The 19026-nt window shown below is 43.0% G+C and carries 17 protein-coding genes; 8 read left to right on the forward strand and 9 right to left on the reverse strand.

The window, feature by feature from the left end; translation table 11 throughout:
- The first annotated feature begins 74 nt into the window (after positions 1–74).
- The gene (locus tag GVN16_RS11120) at positions 75–1238 is read left to right on the forward strand and encodes an MFS transporter (RefSeq protein ID WP_166563955.1); all 1164 of its coding nucleotides are present in this window, start codon (positions 75–77) and stop codon (positions 1236–1238) included.
- Here GVN16_RS11120 and GVN16_RS11125 read toward each other — a convergent pair.
- On the reverse strand, positions 1232–2143 hold the full coding sequence (locus GVN16_RS11125) for a patatin-like phospholipase family protein (RefSeq protein WP_166563956.1): 912 nt from the start codon (positions 2141–2143) through the stop codon (positions 1232–1234). The two genes, GVN16_RS11120 and GVN16_RS11125, sit on opposite strands and share 7 nt — an antisense overlap.
- A 290-nt stretch (positions 2144–2433) precedes the next feature.
- Between GVN16_RS11125 and GVN16_RS11130 the strand changes: the two genes are divergently transcribed.
- Entirely contained in the window at positions 2434–3408 is a 975-nt protein-coding gene (locus tag GVN16_RS11130) for a polyprenyl synthetase family protein (protein WP_166563957.1), read from the forward strand.
- A 157-nt stretch (positions 3409–3565) separates the two neighbouring features.
- Positions 3566–4393, forward strand: coding sequence for a serine hydrolase (locus GVN16_RS11135; protein WP_166563958.1), 828 nt, complete (start codon positions 3566–3568; stop codon positions 4391–4393).
- 1 nt (position 4394) lies between these two features.
- Here GVN16_RS11135 and GVN16_RS11140 read toward each other — a convergent pair whose 3' ends face one another.
- Complete coding sequence (locus GVN16_RS11140; RefSeq protein ID WP_166563959.1) at positions 4395–4853, reverse strand: sterol desaturase family protein; 459 nt, start codon at positions 4851–4853, stop codon at positions 4395–4397.
- A gap of 108 nt (positions 4854–4961) precedes the next feature.
- Here GVN16_RS11140 and pafA point away from each other — a divergent pair, with 108 nt between their 5' ends.
- On the forward strand, positions 4962–6578 hold the full coding sequence (gene pafA / locus GVN16_RS11145) for an alkaline phosphatase PafA (RefSeq protein WP_166563960.1): 1617 nt from the start codon (positions 4962–4964) through the stop codon (positions 6576–6578).
- A gap of 22 nt (positions 6579–6600) precedes the next feature.
- Here the strand turns inward: pafA and GVN16_RS11150 are convergent, their stop codons facing one another.
- From GVN16_RS11150 to GVN16_RS11170, 5 genes are all read right to left on the reverse strand, one after another.
- Entirely contained in the window at positions 6601–7224 is a 624-nt protein-coding gene (locus GVN16_RS11150; RefSeq protein WP_166563961.1) for a PD-(D/E)XK nuclease family protein, read from the reverse strand.
- Between the two features lie 33 nt (positions 7225–7257).
- Positions 7258–8169, reverse strand: a complete 912-nt coding sequence (locus GVN16_RS11155; RefSeq protein WP_166563962.1) for an ROK family protein — start codon at positions 8167–8169, stop codon at positions 7258–7260.
- Between the two features lie 225 nt (positions 8170–8394).
- The gene (locus GVN16_RS11160; protein ID WP_166563963.1) at positions 8395–9144 is read right to left on the reverse strand and encodes a LytTR family DNA-binding domain-containing protein; all 750 of its coding nucleotides are present in this window, start codon (positions 9142–9144) and stop codon (positions 8395–8397) included.
- 26 nt (positions 9145–9170) lie between these two features.
- The gene (locus GVN16_RS11165) at positions 9171–10232 is read right to left on the reverse strand and encodes a sensor histidine kinase (RefSeq protein ID WP_166563964.1); all 1062 of its coding nucleotides are present in this window, start codon (positions 10230–10232) and stop codon (positions 9171–9173) included.
- 99 nt (positions 10233–10331) lie between these two features.
- Entirely contained in the window at positions 10332–10970 is a 639-nt protein-coding gene (locus tag GVN16_RS11170) for a histidine phosphatase family protein (protein ID WP_166563965.1), read from the reverse strand.
- A 67-nt stretch (positions 10971–11037) separates the two neighbouring features.
- Here GVN16_RS11170 and GVN16_RS11175 point away from each other — a divergent pair, with 67 nt between their 5' ends.
- Both GVN16_RS11175 and GVN16_RS11180 read left to right on the forward strand, forming a co-directional pair.
- A complete protein-coding gene (locus tag GVN16_RS11175; protein ID WP_166563966.1) occupies positions 11038–11460 on the forward strand; it encodes a hotdog fold thioesterase in 423 nt (140 codons plus the stop codon).
- 45 nt (positions 11461–11505) lie between these two features.
- Positions 11506–12315, forward strand: a complete 810-nt coding sequence (locus tag GVN16_RS11180) for a porin family protein (RefSeq protein WP_166563967.1) — start codon at positions 11506–11508, stop codon at positions 12313–12315.
- 82 nt (positions 12316–12397) lie between these two features.
- On the opposite strand, the gene ftsH is transcribed toward GVN16_RS11180, so the two are convergent.
- Both ftsH and rsfS read right to left on the reverse strand, forming a co-directional pair.
- On the reverse strand, positions 12398–14428 hold the full coding sequence (ftsH, locus tag GVN16_RS11185) for an ATP-dependent zinc metalloprotease FtsH (RefSeq protein ID WP_166563968.1): 2031 nt from the start codon (positions 14426–14428) through the stop codon (positions 12398–12400).
- 25 nt (positions 14429–14453) lie between these two features.
- A complete protein-coding gene (gene rsfS, locus GVN16_RS11190) occupies positions 14454–14852 on the reverse strand; it encodes a ribosome silencing factor (protein ID WP_166563969.1) in 399 nt (132 codons plus the stop codon).
- A 98-nt stretch (positions 14853–14950) separates the two neighbouring features.
- Between rsfS and GVN16_RS11195 the strand changes: the two genes are divergently transcribed.
- Both GVN16_RS11195 and GVN16_RS11200 read left to right on the forward strand, forming a co-directional pair.
- Positions 14951–15715: a biotin--[acetyl-CoA-carboxylase] ligase gene (locus GVN16_RS11195; protein ID WP_166563970.1), complete on the forward strand. Its 765-nt coding sequence runs from the start codon at positions 14951–14953 to the stop codon at positions 15713–15715.
- Positions 15716–15783: 68 nt separating this feature from the next.
- Positions 15784–18441, forward strand: a complete 2658-nt coding sequence (locus tag GVN16_RS11200; RefSeq protein WP_166563971.1) for an MGH1-like glycoside hydrolase domain-containing protein — start codon at positions 15784–15786, stop codon at positions 18439–18441.
- Positions 18442–19026: the final 585 nt, after the last annotated feature.

The raw sequence follows: 19026 nt of genomic DNA on the forward strand, positions 1-19026 counted from the left end.
TGAACCCTTTTTTTAAGTGAATTTTAAGAAAAGAAAACTTTACATTTGCAGATCATTAACCTATCATAAATTACATGTTTTCTCACCTTACAAAAGACTTTTTTGGGAACAGATTAAGCCTCGGTATCGGAATGGCCTTTATTTCACTGGGGCTTTTATTCGGAAGCTGGGCCACTTTTATTCCTTTTGTTAAACAAAAATTCGATCTGGATGATGCTCAGCTAGGGTTGCTGCTGTTAAGCATGCCTGTGGGTTCTATCACCATGAATCCTGTGGCGGCTTTCCTGGTGCACAGGTTCGGGATGAGAAACACCACTTTATTCGGTCTGGCTTTCATGATCTGTGCTTTCGCTGTGCCTCTGAATGCCCCCAATATCTACCTGGTTTCGCTGGGTATGTTCCTTTCCGGTGCGGGTATTACCATCACCAACGTGGGCATGAATACCTGCGTTACCTCCGTTGAGCAGCACGAAAAAGTAAACATTATGTCTACCTGTCATGGAATGTTCAGTTTAGGCCTCATGTTCGGTTCGCTGATTGCCAGTTTTGCCAGGGGGCTCGACGTCGTTCCCGGCTATTACATGATTTCTGTAGGGATTTTGCTGTTCTGTCTGCTTTTCATCATCAGGCCGGTCATCCTGAGTATTTATGATGACCACCATGAAGACGAAAGTCCCCGTCCCAAGTTCAGTTTTCCAACAGGGGCTCTTCTTATTATGATCATCGTAAGTATCTGTATCAATATCACAGAAGGTTCTATGGCCGACTGGACCGCCGTTTATATGAGAGATGTGGTCAATACCAATCCATATTTTGTAGGCTGGGGTTTATCCGGATACTCTTTGTTTATGGCTTTTGGCCGTCTGGCCGGAGATAAGATCATTCCGCTTTTCGGAAGTAATAAGGTGTTGGTTTACGGTGGATTACTCAGTATCTCAGGCATCGTCACTGCGGTTGCTTTTCCTTACACTGCTTCAGCCATTGTCGGTTTTGCTTTGGTAGGGGCGGGGGTTTCCTGCGGGGCACCTATTCTTTATGCCAGTGCGGCGAGGGTGCCCAATATGGCCAAGGGGGCCGGTCTGGCCCTGATGAATACCTTTGCCATGGGCGGCTTCCTGTTAGGGCCGGTGGTCATAGGTTTTATTTCTGATGCCATCAGTCTGCCGTTCGCCATTTCGATCCTGGCCGTTCTGGGTGGTTTCTGGGTGTTTTATTCCAACAGGGTAAAGCTTTACTGACGCAGTTTGGTATAAGTGTAAGAATAACCCTGTTTGATGATTTCTTTGATGTCGGTAGTGTTGAAACTCGTCAGGTTGATATTCAGAGGTTCTTCCGGCCTGATCATCTTCAGGTTGATCTTTTTGTTGAGCGTAAACCCCCCGATTGACATCAGGTTTTCATTATAATTCTCTGCCCAGTCAATGTCGTTGTTTTCCAGCTGATTAACTGAAATGTCCTTGATCCTCTCAATCAAAGCGAAAAAGCTTCTGTAATTGATCGGTGCCATTTTTCTTACTTTAGGATGGGTCGCAATGGCATAAATCTCGGTCGCTCCGTCTTCTATCGCTTTTCTTAAAGGCACTACTTCCCTGATGCCGCCGTCAAGATAAACTTCTTTATGATCGCCCCCGATCTGGATACTCGGCATAATGATGGGTAAAGAGCTGCTGGCTCTGAGAAAATCGAGGAAATACTGTTCCAGGGGGTCTGCATAGTGCATTTCCCCGGTGTTGACATTCACGGCCCCGACTTTCAGCCTCACAGGACTTCTTCTGAGGGTGGTGAGGTCAATGTATTTTTTGAGCTTTTCGTGAAGCGGGTTGGTGTCCAGCAAGCCGTCAAACCTGCTGAGTATCGTATCAATGCCCAGGCTCCATCTTGACCTTAGTAAGCCGATGTCCGACGGTTTAGTGATGTTTTCAACCCAAAAGCTGATCAGTTTTTTGTTGACAAGATCCCAGTTGATGTCCCCGGTTTTCTGAAATTCTTTTCCGGCTTCATTCACCATAAAAGAGGCATTGAGGGCACCGGCAGAAATTCCGTAAATCATGTCCGGTCTGAATCCGGTTTCGAGAACAGCCTGAATAGCTCCTACCTGCCATGCTCCTTTGAGTGATCCTCCTCCTAAAACCAATGCTTTCATTCAATCGTACTTATATATATGCTTCAAAAGCATAAATATAAAGGATTATTTTATAAGTCTGAAAATAAAAGCAGAGTTTGTGCAGAGCCTGCAGCATTATATAATTCAATGGGAGAAATTCCGGATTTTATCAGGTTTATCATCTATTTTCATTTTTTATTGCATTTTTTTGTAAAAAAATTATATTTATCCAATAGATTTTGTTGAATACAGATTTTGAATCGTAAAATTGTAATTAATATATGATCGGTCAAAATTCACGTAATTTTGCTTTCCGAATCCAAAACTTAATGGCCTTATCAATTAAAGAAATACAAGCCCCGATAGCTCATGAAATGAAGGAATTTGAAAAAAAATTCCGGGATTCCATGAAAACCAATGTGATGTTGCTTAATCAGATCATGAAGTACATCATTCATAGAAAAGGAAAGCAAATCCGGCCTATGTTTGTGTTTCTTACGGCGGGGTCTCTGGGCAATATTTCTGAAGCCACTTATCGCGGAGCTGCTCTCATAGAACTGCTGCATACCGCCACCCTTGTCCATGACGACGTCGTGGATGATTCCAACTACAGAAGGGGTTTTTTCTCAATCAATGCTTTATGGAAAAACAAGATAGCCGTTCTGGTTGGAGATTATCTTTTGTCCAGGGGTATGCTTCTGAGTATTGACAATCAGGACTTTGTGTTGTTGAAAATCGTTTCTGATGCCATCAAGGAGATGAGTGAGGGAGAATTACTTCAGATCGAAAAGGCCCGCAGACTGGATATTACAGAAGAAATCTATTTTGATGTGATCCGTCAGAAAACCGCCTCGCTTATTGCTTCATGTTGTGCGGTAGGAGCGGCTTCGGTGGGTTGTGATGAAAAGACCATCGGTGAGGCCAAGCTTCTGGGGGAAAAAATAGGTATGGCTTTTCAGATCAAAGACGACCTTTTCGATTTCGGGGATGATGAGATTGGTAAACCTACCGGGATCGACATCAAGGAGAAGAAAATGACGCTGCCCCTGATTTATGCCCTCAACAATGCTTCCTGGTCGGATAAAAGACATTATATCAACATCATCAAGAACGAGTCTAACAAGCCCTCCAAAGTGGCTGAGGTGATTAAATTCGTGAAAAGCTCGGGTGGAATTGAGTATACCACCAAAGTCATGCAGACTTACGTAGATGATGCCTTCCGTATCCTGGAAACCTTCCCGGAGTCAGAATACAGGAATTCCCTTCAGAACTTAGTACAGTTTACCATAGAACGTACCAAATAAGCATTCTTTTTTCGTTATCGTCATAGTGATCCATTTTGTGATTTTATTTTATCATAAATTCAGTAAATTTAATTTATATAGTTATTTCAGAATTTATTGAAAATATATTATTCTGTAAATATTATATATATTATTTTGATTGAAATTTCAATAAATAATGAAAATATTATTCCTGCCTCTTTTCCTGATGATTACTTTAAATGCTGCCGGGCAGAATGAAGCTTTTGATGCTTATCTGAAGGCCCTCGATCCTGATATTATCGTGTCTGTCACCGTCCTGGATAAATCCGGGGAAGTCAGGTATGCTAAGAATGAGAAACTCAGAGTGCCTTCTGCCAGCGTGATTAAAATACCGGTCCTGATCGAATTATCACAGCAGGTGGATGAAAAGAGGGTGAAATGGAAAGAAAAAATAAAACTGCACACAGAAGACAGGGTAGGGGGATCCGGAGATCTGCAATATGAAGCAGCCGGCAAGAAATTTACCATAGAAGAACTTGCGGTCAAGATGATTGCCGTAAGTGATAACGTAGCCACCAACCTGCTGATTGACAGGATCGGGATGGAGAATGTCAATCTGGGACTTGAAAACTGGGGATTTGATGAAACCCGTCTGAATCGCAAAATGATGGATTTTAAGGCCATACAGGAAGGCAAACAGAATTATATCACCTCGTTTGAAGTCAGTAAAATGCTCTGGGGTCTGCTCACCAAAAGAATTCTTAAGGACCAATCTTCCAAAAAAGCTTTAGAGATATTGCTGAAATGTGAAGATGTGACCACTATCCCCCGTAAAATTCCGAAAACAGTCCCTGTTGCCCACAAATCAGGAACACTGGATTATGTACGGGGCGATGCCGGGATCATCTTTTCCAGGGAGCCGGTTATCGTTTCGGTATTTGTTCAGAATTTCGAAAGCCAGGAACAGGCCGAAAAGATCATCGGCGAACTGGCAGAGATTGCGTATCAGACTTACGGTAAGTGACTTATACCTTCTTCTTAATGTCGTATTTTTTAGGAGCAAACAGGAAACCAAAAGCCTGGGCACCCTCTTTGGTGTGTACCTTGTGATGCACGTAGTGGGCATTCATGATCCTTTTCATGTATCTGCTTTTGGCCGAATATTTGAATTTTATCCTGCGGTGAACGATCAGATCATGAAAAATAAAATAGGCAATGCCGTATAAAGTCACACCGAAGCCAAAATAGGTCAGAAACCAGTATTGCGGATCAATGTTACCGTAAATGATGGTAGAAGAGGCAATAATGCTGAAGAAGACCGCATAGTAATCATTTTTCTCAAAGAAACCCTTGTGGTGGTTATGGTGGTCTTTGTGCCAGTTCCACCCGAATCCATGCATGATATACTTATGTGAAAACCACGCTACGCCTTCCATGAAAGCGAATGTTCCTGCAACAATTAAAATTTTATACAACCAGAGCATTTTCTGTATATTTGTTTTAGGGTTAACACAAAATAAAAAGAGATTGTTTTAAAATCCTATGTAATGTGTGCCTTATTTTTGTCCATTATTAATTCAATCAGTTAAATTATGAGAGTCAGAATACTTGCAGTTCTAGTCTTATTGTCTTTTAGTGCTTTTTCGCAAAAGAAAAAAGAACCCCTACCGGATAAACCAAAGCTTGTCGTGGGAATCATTGTCGATCAGATGCGGTATGAATACCTGTACAGGTTTTATTCAAGATATTCAGATAAAGGTTTGAAGAGGTTAATGAATGAAGGATTTAACTGCCGTAATAACCACTATCACTATGCTTCTACCATCACAGGCCCTGGTCATGCCCATGTGTATACAGGTTCTGTTCCTGCCATCACCGGGATCGTCGGGAATGACTGGTACGAAAGATCCCTCAAAAAATCAATGTATGTGGTTTCTGACTCCACCGTTTCTATTGTAGGAGAGGGTAACCCTAATGCCGGGAAGATGTCGCCTAAAAACCTGAAGGCCACTACCATCACAGATCAGCTGAGAATTGCTTCGCAGTTTAAGTCTAAGGTGGTTGGTGTGGCTTTCAAAGACAGGGGAGCCATCCTGCCTGCCGGACACACCGGATCAGCATATTGGTTTGATACTAAAAATGCCAACTGGATCACCAGTACTTATTATACCAAGGAGTTGCCTAAATGGGTGAAGGATTTTAACGACCGTAAATTACCTGAGTCGTACACCAAGCTGCCATGGGAGACCTTGTATCCGATTGATACGTACACAGCCTCTGAAGGTGATGATCAGCCTTATGAAAGCCTGATTGCGGGGGATGTTAAACCGGTTTTTCCTCATAAAGTAACCATCGGAAGTTTAGCTTCCACACCGTTCGGTAACAACCTCACCAAAGAATTTGCTATTGCGGCTATCGAAGCTGAGCAACTGGGAAGGGGTGAAGCAACAGACTTTTTAGCAGTCAGTTTTTCTTCTACTGATTATGTTGGCCACGCTTTCGGTCCCCAGTCTAAAGAAATTGAAGATGTTTACCTTCGTTTCGACAAAGATATTGAAGACCTTCTGACCCACCTGGACAAAACCGTAGGGGCAGGCAAATACACGGTGTTCCTTTCAGCTGACCATGCTGTGGCGGAGGTTCCGGCATTTTTGAAAAAACACAATGTGCCTTCCGGATTATTTGTAGGGGGTGAGCTGGAGAAATTTGCCAATGCGGCCATCAGCAGTGTATTGGGTGAAGGCAAATGGGTAACCACCGAAGACAACTACCAGCTATACATGAACGACGCCCTGCTTACTGAAAAGAAAGTGACTATTCCTCAGATCGTGGATATCCTGAGAACCAAAAGCATTGAGCACGAGGGTATTTACAACATCGTTGACCTTCGCAATGCCAATATGCACTCCGTACCGCAGTATTTCAGAGAAAAGATCATTAATGTGTATAATCCTAAAAGAAGTGGTGACATCATGATCCTTCCGGAGCCAGCCTGGATGGCCGGTTACGTCAAAGGAACAACCCACGGCACCATGTACAATTATGATACGCACGCACCGCTGTTGTGGTTTGGATGGGGAATTAACAAGGGTGAGACCACTCAGCCGACTTATATCTCGGATATAGCCCCTACATTGGCCATGTTGCTTAAGATTCTTGAGCCGAACGGTTCGGTAGGTAAGCCGATACAGGAAGTGTTGAAGAAATAAACAGGGAATCCGAACCGGGGTTTCAGAATCCCGGTTCGAATAAACCATCTCCGAACGGCTTGTCAATAAATATCTTCTTGTCTCTGATCAGTTTCCTGTTTTCATTGAGAAACTCTGCGAAAAGCTCCATTTGGTGGAGCATCAACCCGAAATCATACTCGCTGGCATAGTAGGTTTCCACATAGACCTCCCGGAAATCATAAATGATGTAATCCATCCGGTCGCATCCCTCATTTCTTAAAGCATACAGGTACAGGTTCTGGAAATTAAACGCAAACTTATTGGGCTGGTAGCTGGAAGTTGTTTTAAGGTCAATGACTCTTCTTTCACCTACAACATCGGCATACCCGTAAAACCTGATGTTTTCATGGGTAAATCTTATTAACTTTTGGGTGACCCTCCTTTTCGGAAGCATGCTTCTGACTTTCTCCAGCAGCACAGGGTCGTAGGACGAAGGTTTGTTTTTAAGCACGGCATCTTCAAAAGACATGCCTTTCTGGAATCTTTTCAGTGTTTCTTCATCAAAATCAGGAACCCGGTTGATCCTGTTCAGGAGTTGCCTGAAATGGGTCTCATCCGGGTTCCGGATATACCTGCCGAATTCATTCAGCAAAGTCGGGTAAAACTGAAATTCTAAAGTCTGCATGAAATAGGTTTTAGCCTGTCGTTTCAGGATGATTTATCTGACGAGCTCTGCCGCACCAAATACCCCCGCACTGTCGCCGAGTTTCGGTTTCAGAAACAGGGTTTCCACTTTACGGTTATTGAAAATGCTGTTTTCTATTTCTTTGACTCCCTCGGTATAAAGCAGGTCAATGTTGCTCACCCCGCCACCCAGCACAATCACATCAGGGTCAAGGACATTGATGATAGAGGCTATGGCACTTCCAAATGACTTCATCAGGTGCCTGATCGTGGCGGTCGCATGAGCGTCTGTTCCGGCCAGATGCAGGTCGAGGATTTCTTTCAGAGTCAACTGTTTACCGCTCAGCCTGGTGTAATATCTCTGCAGGGCAGGACCTGCAAAAATCGTTTCGTTACAACCTTTTTTGCCACAGTAACAATCTTCCCCGTCGGGATCAAGGACGATATGCCCCCATTCTCCGCCGATGCCATGACGGCCGTTAATGACTTTGCCGTTGACGACCACGCCACCACCCACACCGGTACCCAGGATAACCCCGAAAACCACATTGGCATCAGGCATCACGTCTTTCACTATACCCATGGTGGTTTCTGCTAAGGCAAAACAGTTGGCGTCATTGGCCATTTCAATCCTGACGGCCAGGACTTCCTCCAGGTCTTTTTTCATAGGCTGGCCGTTCATGCAGACTGTATTGCAGTTTTTCATGGTCTGGCTGCCCGGATCCAATGTGCCGGGTGTACTGAAACCTATGGCTTCAGGAGTTATCCCGGTTTCTGATTTGAGAAGATCAATAAGTTTTTTTATCTGAGAAAGGATATGCGGATACCCCTGGTCAGCTTCCGTCGGGACCCGCTTCCTGATAATAATCTCGTTAGAATCTTTTTCAATGATTATCCCCTCTATTTTGGTGCCCCCCAGGTCAACACCCCAAAGATATTTGCTCATTATTGCCTTAATTGTCAGTTTTGTATTCAGACGGCAAGATAATAAAAAATAGGAAAGTAAGGCGAAAGGAAGAAGGAAAAAGGAAAACGGAGGAGGGAAAATGGAGTGGGTGGAAAGTCAATTACAGAAAAAAGAAAACAAATTAACCCCGGGCCCTCAGACCGGCGGGGGTATAAAAGAATAAAACCCGGCAGACATAAGGTCTGCCGGGTTTTGCCCTGATCATCAAAGACTCATCAGGTCTTTAAATTTGATGGCTTGTCTTCTTGAAATCTCTATTTTTTCTATCTGGGTATTCTTATCGCCGCTTTTAAGGGTTACCAGCAATCCGCCGGAAAACCATGGTTCTATTTTATCCACCCATTGAAGATTAATGATGTGCTTGCGGTTGGCTCTGAAATAGATCTTGGGATCAAGTCTTTCTTCCAGGCTGTTCAATGACTTCAGGATCATCGGTTTCTGGTCTTCAAAATGCAGCCTGACGTAATTACCCATGGATTCGAAAAGTCTGACCTTACCCAGTTTAACAAACCAGCATTTTTCACCGTCTTTGACAAACACCTGGTCATTTTCAGATAAATAAACAGCTGAAGAGGCGTTTTCTGTGGTAGTAGTGTTTTTCTTGAGTTCTTCTTCAACCCTCTGGATGGCTTCTGCCAGCCTTCCTGAGTCGATAGGCTTCATCAGATAATCCAGGGCATTGAAATCGAATGCTTTCAGGGCATATTCGTCATAAGCCGTGGTAAACACCACCTCCGGAACTTTATCCTCAATGGCTTCCAGCAACTCAAACCCGTTTTTTCCAGGCATCTGAATGTCCAGGAACAAAAGATCAGGCTGAAGTTCATCTATCATCGGGATGGCTTCTTCGGCATTGGCAGCTTCACCAACTATATTTATTCTTGGGAATTCTTCCAGAAGACGTCTCAGCTCGTTTCTTGCCAGACGCTCGTCATCAATAATAATTGCCTTCATAGGGTTAATAAGTTTACATGTTGTCTTTAAGTAGTGACCAGGACATCCAGCGGAATGGTTATTTCGGCACAAACCGTCAGTTCATCCTGTTCATAAATCCTGAAATTGGCCTTTTCACCATACAATAGCTTCAGGCGTTTAATGGTATTGATCAATCCGAAACCGCCGGCTTCAGATTTTGATTCTGTTGTGTAGAGGCGTCCTGTATTCCGGATCTTGATATAAAGAAAATCATCAGATTTACTGGTATTGATTTCCACAAAACCCCATCTCAGGGCCTTCTGAACACCGTGTTTGATGGCATTCTCTACCAAAGTCTGGAGCATCATCGGAGGCACCTGAACACCCAGGGTATTCTCGTCTATGTCCCATTTGACCTGCAGACGCTCTTCATACCTTACTTTTTCAAGCCCGAGATAATCTTCGATGGTTTTAAGCTCTTCCTTGAGAGAAACCGTAGTCCTCCGGTCTGCCACAAGTGAACTCCTCAGGATGTTCGAAAGCTGGGTAATGCCCGTCTGGGCTTTCTGAGGGTTTTCTACGATCAGGGCCCTGATGCTGTTAAGGGCATTGAACATAAAATGAGGGTTCATCTGGGCCCTGAGGATTTTGGCTTCAGAGGCTTCAACCGAAGTCTGAAGTTTGATCCTTTCGATGGCGTCGTTTTTACGCTCGTTGGTATAAGCGTAGGACACATACAGCAGAATCCATATCGTAAACGGCTTGCTCCATGTCACGATATAAGAGATGTCGATCAGTGCCCAGTGCATTTTTTCAGTGTTGATGATTTCGCTGTCAAGCGGAATGTTGATGGCAGTCATGACAAAAGCCATCAGTAATATCACACCAAAACACCTGAAGATCAACTGAAGAATGGGGAGTTTTATCCAGTTATACTTCTTGAATATCATTCTGAAAAAATGAGTGAGCGATATACAGGCAATGATATTGACCACACAATTGCCGATAAGATCACTGAACTCATCATAATTGAACGAAAACATTGCAATATGATTGATCAGAAAGGTGAGGAGATAGAATGTCCACCCCATGATCTGAGAAAACCAATACGCCTGTTTTTGATTCATAATGATGCCATCACTTACGATTTTTCAAAAATAACTGATAAAACCCAAAACACCCCGATTATATGACCAGAGGTAATCTGGTTTTTTGAATGGACAAAATCACACTTTCAACATTTCCAGGTGACTTACATCATTATGGAGCAGTATGCTGAACTCGGATGTTTCATAATTATACGATAATTTATAAAGACAAACATTCTGATGCTCAAACCGGTCCATTTCTGATAGCGGAAGACCACTGATGTGAGCCAGCAATATTCTCATGGCCCTGCCGTGCATCGCAATCAGGATAAGGCTTTCGTCGGTATTGGCCAGAATCTTTTTTAAAGCCACTTTCTGTCTGACAGCCACCTGTTCAGGACTTTCACCGTCTTCTGCCGGTAAATGGGTGTCTCCCTTTTGCCAGCCTTCAAGCAACTCCTTATAATATTGATCGTCCACAGGGTTGGGTGTTCTTCCTTCCTTGCTGCCCCAGCTGATCTCATTGAGTTCAGCCAACTCCTCATGAGGAATACCGAGCTTTAAAAAATTTTCAACAGTCTGATGTGTGCGGATTAAAACGGAAGTATAAACCTTTTGGAACGGAACGTCCTGATAAGCGTCAAAAAAAGCCTGAGCCTGAGCCCTTCCTTTTTCATTCAGCTCGGAGTTAACCCCGCTGCCCTGAATAATTCCCAACCTGTTAAATTCTGTTTCACCATGTCTGATCAGATAAATTTCTTTTAGAGAAGAATGCATTTTTTTCCTTTGGTTTAAATCATTTATGGTTTATTTGTAACAAAATTTTCACAAAAATACGAAACACATGTTTAATAAGACCATTGCCTTACAAAAATTAGCAGAAATCGATGAATATTCACTTCCAAGACACATCGGGATTGAATATATCGAAATCGGAGAGGATTTTATCACGGCAAAAATGCCTGTGGATCACAGGACGAAGCAACCTTTCGGTATTTTACATGGCGGGGCTTCGGTGGTCCTGGCTGAAACGCTCGGCAGTGTGGCTTCTTACCTTTGTCTTACAGACCCGGTGAAGCAAAGGGCCGTAGGACTGGAAATCAATGCCAATCACCTGCGTCCGGTAAGTGAGGGATGGGTGTATGGTAAAGTAACTGCAGTGCATCTGGGTCGCAAAACACACCTCTGGGACATCAAGATCACCAATGAAGAAGGCAAGCTGGTCTGTGTCAGCCGTATCACCGTGATGATTGTTGAGCAGGTATAAATGGCTCAATTTTTGCTTTGAACTAATGAAAAATTTACCATATTGATGAGAAAAATTTATATAATAATGATGCTTTTGGGTGCTTATCTCTCAAAAGCCCAGGTAGTCACACCTAAAGATTCGAGTACCTTAAAAAAGGACACTGCAAAAGAAGTTTACAAGCCAGCCATTCCGGTAGAAATAGATACCCTGTCATATGCCCAGGAATATAAAAGAGGGGTCTGGCGGACCACCTGGGGCGTGCGTGGTGGTGTCAGCCAGGGCAAATACAAAATCGGGGAGGCACAGGTCATTCGTGTCAGCAGCAGCGGGACACCTTTGCTGGTAGACGGTAAGGTAGTCAGGGATAACCTGGTGATCAATGAGGATTTTGCGACAGGATTTACCGCCGGGTTCTTCATGAGATTTGTCAGGGGCTCATTCTATATTCAGCCGGAGGTCAATTACGCACAAAAGGCCGGTAAATTTGATATCATTGCCAGCAACGGAAACCTTTTTAAGCGGGTAGACGGATCTTTTTCTTCGCTGGACGTTCCTGTATTGCTGGGTCTCAGATTCAGAAAAACAAGGATATTCTTTGGCCCTACGGCTAATTTCGGTTTAAAGCTCAACAAAAATATGAAAGAAGCCATCGGGCTTTATTCTGTAGAGAACCTTGACAAGTCGTTCTTTGAGAAGCCTAAATTCAATATTCAGACAGGGATCGGTTTTGAGTTCGGGAAGTTTCTTGTTGATTTCAGATATGAAAAGAGCCTGAACTCTTATACTTCAATTAAACTCGGGCCGTCAAATTCCCCTCAGGCTTTTGAATTGTTTCCGGATGCCTTCCATTTCTCTATCGGGTACATTCATTAAAATGTAATAACTTTTACCGGCTTCATATAAATCAGAAAGGCCACCCGTCGGGTGGCCTTTCTGTATGATTAAGCATCTGAGATCAGTCTTTCTTTTCTTCTTCTGCCACTTCTTCTTTCTTCTCTTCTTCCGGTTCAACGTCTTTCTTATCAAGGAACTCCTGATAAACGGTCGGTCTGTCGAAAGGTCTTTCACCGATCATCTCAACCAGGTCATGCTGATAGATAATCTCTCTTTTCAGAAGTTCTTTAGCCAGGATATCCAGCAGGTCTTTTTTCTCAATCAACATATTCCTGGTGCGAAGGTAGGCTTCATCAATCAGTTTTTTAACTTCCTGGTCAATGATCTGAGCCGTCTGATCAGAATAAGGTTTGGTGAATGAGTATTCAGATTGTCCTTTTGAATCATAGAACGAAAGGTGTCCGATCTTGTCGTTAAGACCATAAATCGTGACCATGCTGTAAGCCATCTTAGTTATTTTTTCAAGATCACTCAAAGCCCCTGTTGAGATCTTACCAAATACGACGTCTTCAGCGGCACGGCCACCTAAAGCCATACACATTTCGTCAAACAATTGTTCTGTACGATAAAGATACTGCTCACGCGGTAAATACTGGGCGTAACCTAAAGCGGCAATACCTCTCGGTACGATACTCACTTTAACCAAAGGGTTGGCATGCTCAAGGAACCACCCGGTGATCGCATGTCCGGCTTCGTGGTAAGCAACGATTTCTTTCTCTTCCGGTGATATAAGTTTATTTTTCTTTTCAAGCCCTCCGATCTCACGATCAATAGCATCCTGAAAATCTTTCATTTCAATTTCTTTCTTGCCTCTTCTGGCAGCTAACAAAGCAGCTTCATTACAAACGTTGGCAATTTCAGCACCGGCAAATCCCGGAGTCTGAGCCGAAAGTTTCTTGGCATCCACTTCAGCCGCCAGTTTTAACGGACGCATGTGTACTTTGAAAATCGCTTCGCGACCTACAATATCCGGAACATCCACGCTGATCTGTCTGTCGAAACGACCCGGACGAAGCAGGGCAGGATCCAGAACGTCAGGACGGTTGGTCGCTGCAAGAATGATGATACCTGAATCAGAGCCGAAGCCATCCATTTCCACCAAAAGTGAGTTCAGGGTGTTTTCTCTTTCGTCATTACCACCAGGCATGGCACCACGCCCTCTTGAACGGCCCACAGCATCAATCTCATCAATAAAGATGATACAAGGTGCTTTTTCCTTAGCTTGCTTGAATAAATCCCTTACACGGGCAGCTCCCACACCGACAAACATTTCTACAAAGTCTGAACCGGAAAGAGAGAAGAACGGCACGCTGGCTTCACCTGCAACAGCCTTGGCCATCAAGGTTTTACCTGTACCCGGAGGGCCTACCAGCAAAGCACCTTTCGGTATTTTACCACCCAATTCCGTATACTTGCCCGGCTTTTTAAGGAATTCAACAATCTCTGTCAGTTCTTCTTTGGCTTCGTCAAGACCGGCAACATCCTTAAATGTGATTTTTACCTTATTATCTGCATCAAACAGAGCCGCTTTAGACTTTCCGATATTGAACAGGGCACCACCAGGGCCACCGCCACCGGTCATACGCGTCATCAGGAAATACATAAGACCGAAGAAGAAAATCAGCGGCAGCCACTGCCATACCATACTCATGATGTCTTCACGGTGTATAGGCTCAGGATAAAGGTCGGCTTTCTGATTTTCTGTAAGAGTAGATGACTTCAAAAATGTTTTGAATTCATCCATAAATGAGTTTTCTGAAACGATATCCACCTTCAGATGAGGTCCGGCTGCATATCGGTTATTTCCTAATAGCTTTTTATAATCTGTTTTCTGAAGAGCGGCTTTATTTAAAGTTACTTCTACGATATTATTTCCCGAAACAACAGATACTTTTTCAACATCACCTGCCAGAACCATTCTCTCAAGATCCTTATATTTGATCGGAGAGAGTGAATTTGACCGTGAGAACACCAAAACTCCGATGATCCCCATGATCAAAGCAGCGACTATCCAACCCTGAATACCACCTGAACCAGGATTTATGTTCTTCTTGGGTTTGTTTGGTGTCTGGTTATTATTATTGTCTGACATATTAATTAATAAAAAATGTTCAAAATTAATTTAAAGGTGTTTTAGACGGCACAAGGTCCTCACCATAATATGTGAAATCCGCATCTCCCCAGAGCGATTCAATATCATAATATTCCCTTCTGTCTTTTCTGAAAACATGTACTACTACATTAACGTAATCTAAGAGGATCCATTCTCTGTTTTGCTTTCCTTCTCTGTGCCATGGATTTTGTTGCGACACCTTAAAAACTTCTTCATCAACAGAGGTTGAAATTGCATCAATCTGAGGGTCGGTATTTCCCGAACAAATAACAAAAAAATCAGTTATGGCATTGTGTACTTTTCTTAAATCCATCACGACTATGTTGTTGGCCTTTTTTTCCTGCATTCCATGTACTACCAACTTGCACAACTCTTCACTTGAAATTTCCTTTGTTTTTTTCATTCAATTCTTTTTAAGATTAAATTTGCGAGCGGTTTGGGAGTGAATTTAAATCCAAACATCACAGATTTAGTTTTATTAAAACGCTAATTTAAGATATTTTGAACAAAATTCAGCCCAAAACATTATTTGTTGGTAAAAATATAGTTTATCTGCCAACTTGTCACTCTACCAACGATATTGCCTCTGAAAAAATTCAAAATGGTGAAGGAATTGATGGAACAATTGTCATTACCGACCATCAGACTTCCGGCAGGGGCCAACGCGGCAATACCTGGGAGGCCCTCAAAGCCCAGAACATCACCATGTCACTTATTTTAAAGCCCTCATTTTTAAGGCCTTCCGAACAGTTTGACCTGAGCATGGCGGTTTCGACGGGCATTTATCAGTTTTTTAAAGCAAACGGGACAGAAGGGGTCAGTATCAAATGGCCCAACGACATCTATATCAACGATAAAAAAGCCGGAGGTATATTAATAGAGAGTACAATTTCAGGAAATAGCCTGAATTACTCGGTCATAGGCATCGGGCTTAATATCAACCAGAACTCATTTTCAAATCCCAGGGCCACTTCTCTGTCTGTCGAAAACGGTGGCGGAGAAATGCCGCTTGACAGGCTGGTGGAGCAATTGTGCTTTTATCTTGAAACGGCTTATCTTTCCTTAAAAAACGGTCATAAGGACGAAATAAAGAAAAAGTACCTCGAAATTATGTTCAGGGCGGGCCGGCTCTCCCGGTTTAAAGATGAAAGCGGAACGTTTCTCGGAACCATCCGGGGTATTGACCCGGCAGGAAAACTTATTGTTGAAGGCGAAATAGCCGAAAAGTCCTATGATATTAAAGAAATTGAATATCTCTTTGATTAATTTTTGTGAAAATGTTTGGGGCATTGAACCCAACCTATATTTTTGTTTTTTAGTAACCAAAGCGACCTATGAAGAATAACAAGGAAAGATTAAGGCTGATTGAAAGAACAGACAACAAAGGATGGAAAAAATGGGGGCCTTATCTTTCTGACAGACAATGGGGTACCGTCAGAGAAGACTACAGTGTTTACGGTAATACCTGGGATTATGTTTCACACGACATTGCCAGATCAAGAGTTTACCGCTGGGGAGAAGACGGCATCGGCGGAATTTCGGACAACAAACAACACATATGTTTTTCATTCGCTTTCTGGAATCACAAGGATAATATCCTTAAGGAGCGTTTTTTCGGACTGACCGGAACTGAGGGAAATCACGGGGAAGATGTTAAGGAGTTATACTATTATCTGGACAGCACTCCGACGCATTCCTACATGAAGATGCTGTATAAGTATCCGATCGGGCCATTTCCTTATGAAGAACTGACGGAAGAAACCAGGAGCAGAACCCGGAAAGACCCTGAATATGAGCTTATTGAAACCGGGGCCTTCGAACTCGATAACTATTTTGATATCTTTATAGAATACGCAAAAGCCGGACAAAATGACATATTGATGAAAGTCACGGCTTTTAACCGGAGTAAGAAAACCGCACCGCTTACGATCTTACCTACTTTATGGTTCAGAAATACCTGGTCATGGGGATATGAGGAATTTGCCCAGAAACCCATGCTGACCGGAGTGACTAAAAGCCAGGTGGAGGTTTCGCATAAACTGTTCGGAAGAATGAAGCTGTATTGTCAGGATGCTGATGACCTGCTTTTTTGTGATAATGAAACCAACATGGAGCGGGTTTTCGGTAAAGAAAATACTTCTATGTATGTAAAGGACGGTATCCATAACTACGTTGTTAACGGCAAAACCAACGCTGTCAATCCGAATGATATCGGCACAAAAATGTCGGCCTGTTATAATAAGGTAATAAAGCCCGGAGAAAGTGCTATCATCAAACTGCGTTTTAGTGACAATACACAGCTTAAAGAGCCTTTCGGAGATTTCGATGAAATCTTTGAAGAAAGATTAAAAGACGCCGACGAGTTTTACGGAAAAATACAGACCAATATTGCTGATCCCGGAGAAAAGGAAATCCAGAGACAAGCCTTTGCCGGAATGCTGTGGAATAAGCAGTTCTACTATTATAATATAAACCAGTGGCTCAACGGTGACCCCAAAATGCCTTTTGAGTTCAGAGGCAGGGCCTTTCAGCGGAACGCTCCATGGAAACACGCTTATATGGCCAACATCCTTTCCATGCCTGATAAATGGGAGTATCCATGGTTTGCAGCCTGGGATCTTGCTTTCCATACGATCACACTGGCTAGGATTGACCCGGATTTTGCGAAAAGACAACTGGCCGTTGTACTCAGGGAATATTACATGCACCCGAACGGGCAGATTCCGGCTTATGAATGGAATTTTTCGGATGTCAATCCGCCAGTTCATGCCTGGGCTACCTGGAAGGTGTATGAAATAGAAAAGGAACTCAACGGCGGAGTAGGTGATGTGAAATTCCTTGAAAGGATATTCCATAAATTATTGTTGAATTTCACCTGGTGGGTAAACCAGAAAGACGAAGACGGAAATAACATTTTTGGCGGCGGATTCCTGGGCCTTGATAATATAGGTGTATTTGACAGGAACGCACAAATACCTGGCGTTAAGCTGCAGCAGGCAGATGCCACCGGTTGGATGGCCATCTTTACATTAAATATGCTGAGAATTGCGTGCGAGATTTCACTGGAGCGACCGGCCTATCAGGACATGGCTTCCAAGTTTTTTGAGCACTTCCTTCATATCGCCGCCGCCATCAACACCAAGATGGACGGAAGTGAGATGGGACTCTGGGATGAAGAGGACCAGTTCTATTATGATAAGATACATACCCCTAGTGCACATACCCTTTTTCTGAAGATCAGATCCCTGGTAGGTCTGATTCCTTTGTGTGCTGTTGAGGTGATCGATGAAGAATTGTTGAATAAACTTCCGGACTTTAAAAGAAGGCTGGAATGGATACTGAACAATCGCCCCGACCTTGCTGCCCTGATCTCAAGATGGCACGAGGCCGGTAAAGGAGAAACCCATATGTTATCCTTATTAAGAGGGCACAGGATGAAGATGGTATTGAAGCGGTTATTTGACGAAAGTGAGTTCCTGTCTGATTATGGAATCCGTTCGCTTTCCAAGTTTCACAAAGAAAACCCTTATACCTTAAACCTGCATGGGGAAAACCTGAGTGTATCCTATTCTCCTGCTGAATCAGACCTGGCCATTATGGGAGGCAATTCAAACTGGCGTGGACCGATCTGGTTTCCGCTGAACTACCTTATTATAGACTCGCTTCATAAGTATGCTCAATATTATGGTGATGACTATGAGGTAGAGTACCCGACAGACTCCGGCGAGATCGTTACTATAAAGGAAGCGGCTCTGAAGATATCGGAAAGGCTGGTCAGTATTTTCAAACCAGGCAGCGACGGGGAGCGTCCGGTTTTTAAAGGAATTGAGAAATTCAACCAGGATCCTCATTTTAAAGATTACTGTTTATTCTTTGAATACTTTCACGGCGACACCGGCCTGGGTTGCGGAGCTGCCCATCAAACCGGCTGGACCGGCCTCGTGGCTGACCTTATTCATGAAACCAACATTCCGGAAAACCAGATCTCCTGATTATTTTAATCATGTTATATAAGGAATGTCAGGTCTGTTATCCAGGCCTGACATTTTTTTGTACTTTTTAACTATCCCTTATTCCTTTATATAATAGAGAATTCGGCCTTCTGTGAGTTGTTTGAAGATATTTTATCATTAAAGTTCACGCTTGTGTTTCTTATGAAATTGAATTTTCACAGGAATCTGATTTTTTTTTCTAATTTTTTCTATTGTTATTTCTTTGGTACAGAGGGTGTTATGGGGATGTGTTAAAATATTCACAAAAAAGTTTGTGGGAGGTTTTTGGAATTGCGGAAAAAGGTTCTACCTTTGCAATCCCAAACGGCGAGGGAGATAGAGAGAAGCGGTTTAGAGGGGATAAAGTTCATTGCGATTCAAAAAATATTTTTCTTTTTTTATTTGGATTTAGAAAATTTATTTCAGACCTTTGCAGCCCGTTACGATTAACAGAAACGGATAAAGCGACAGAGAGGAAGAGCAGGGATTAGAGATCGGAGAGATCACAAGCCTACGAGAGAGTAGGATAAAGTTCATTAACTTGTTGGAGATATAGACGGACTTTCGAAAAGTCAGGAACTTGCA

The sequence above is a fragment of the Emticicia sp. CRIBPO genome (assembly GCF_009905725.1).
In the GTDB taxonomy this organism is placed as follows: Bacteria; Bacteroidota; Bacteroidia; order Cytophagales; family Spirosomataceae; genus Leadbetterella.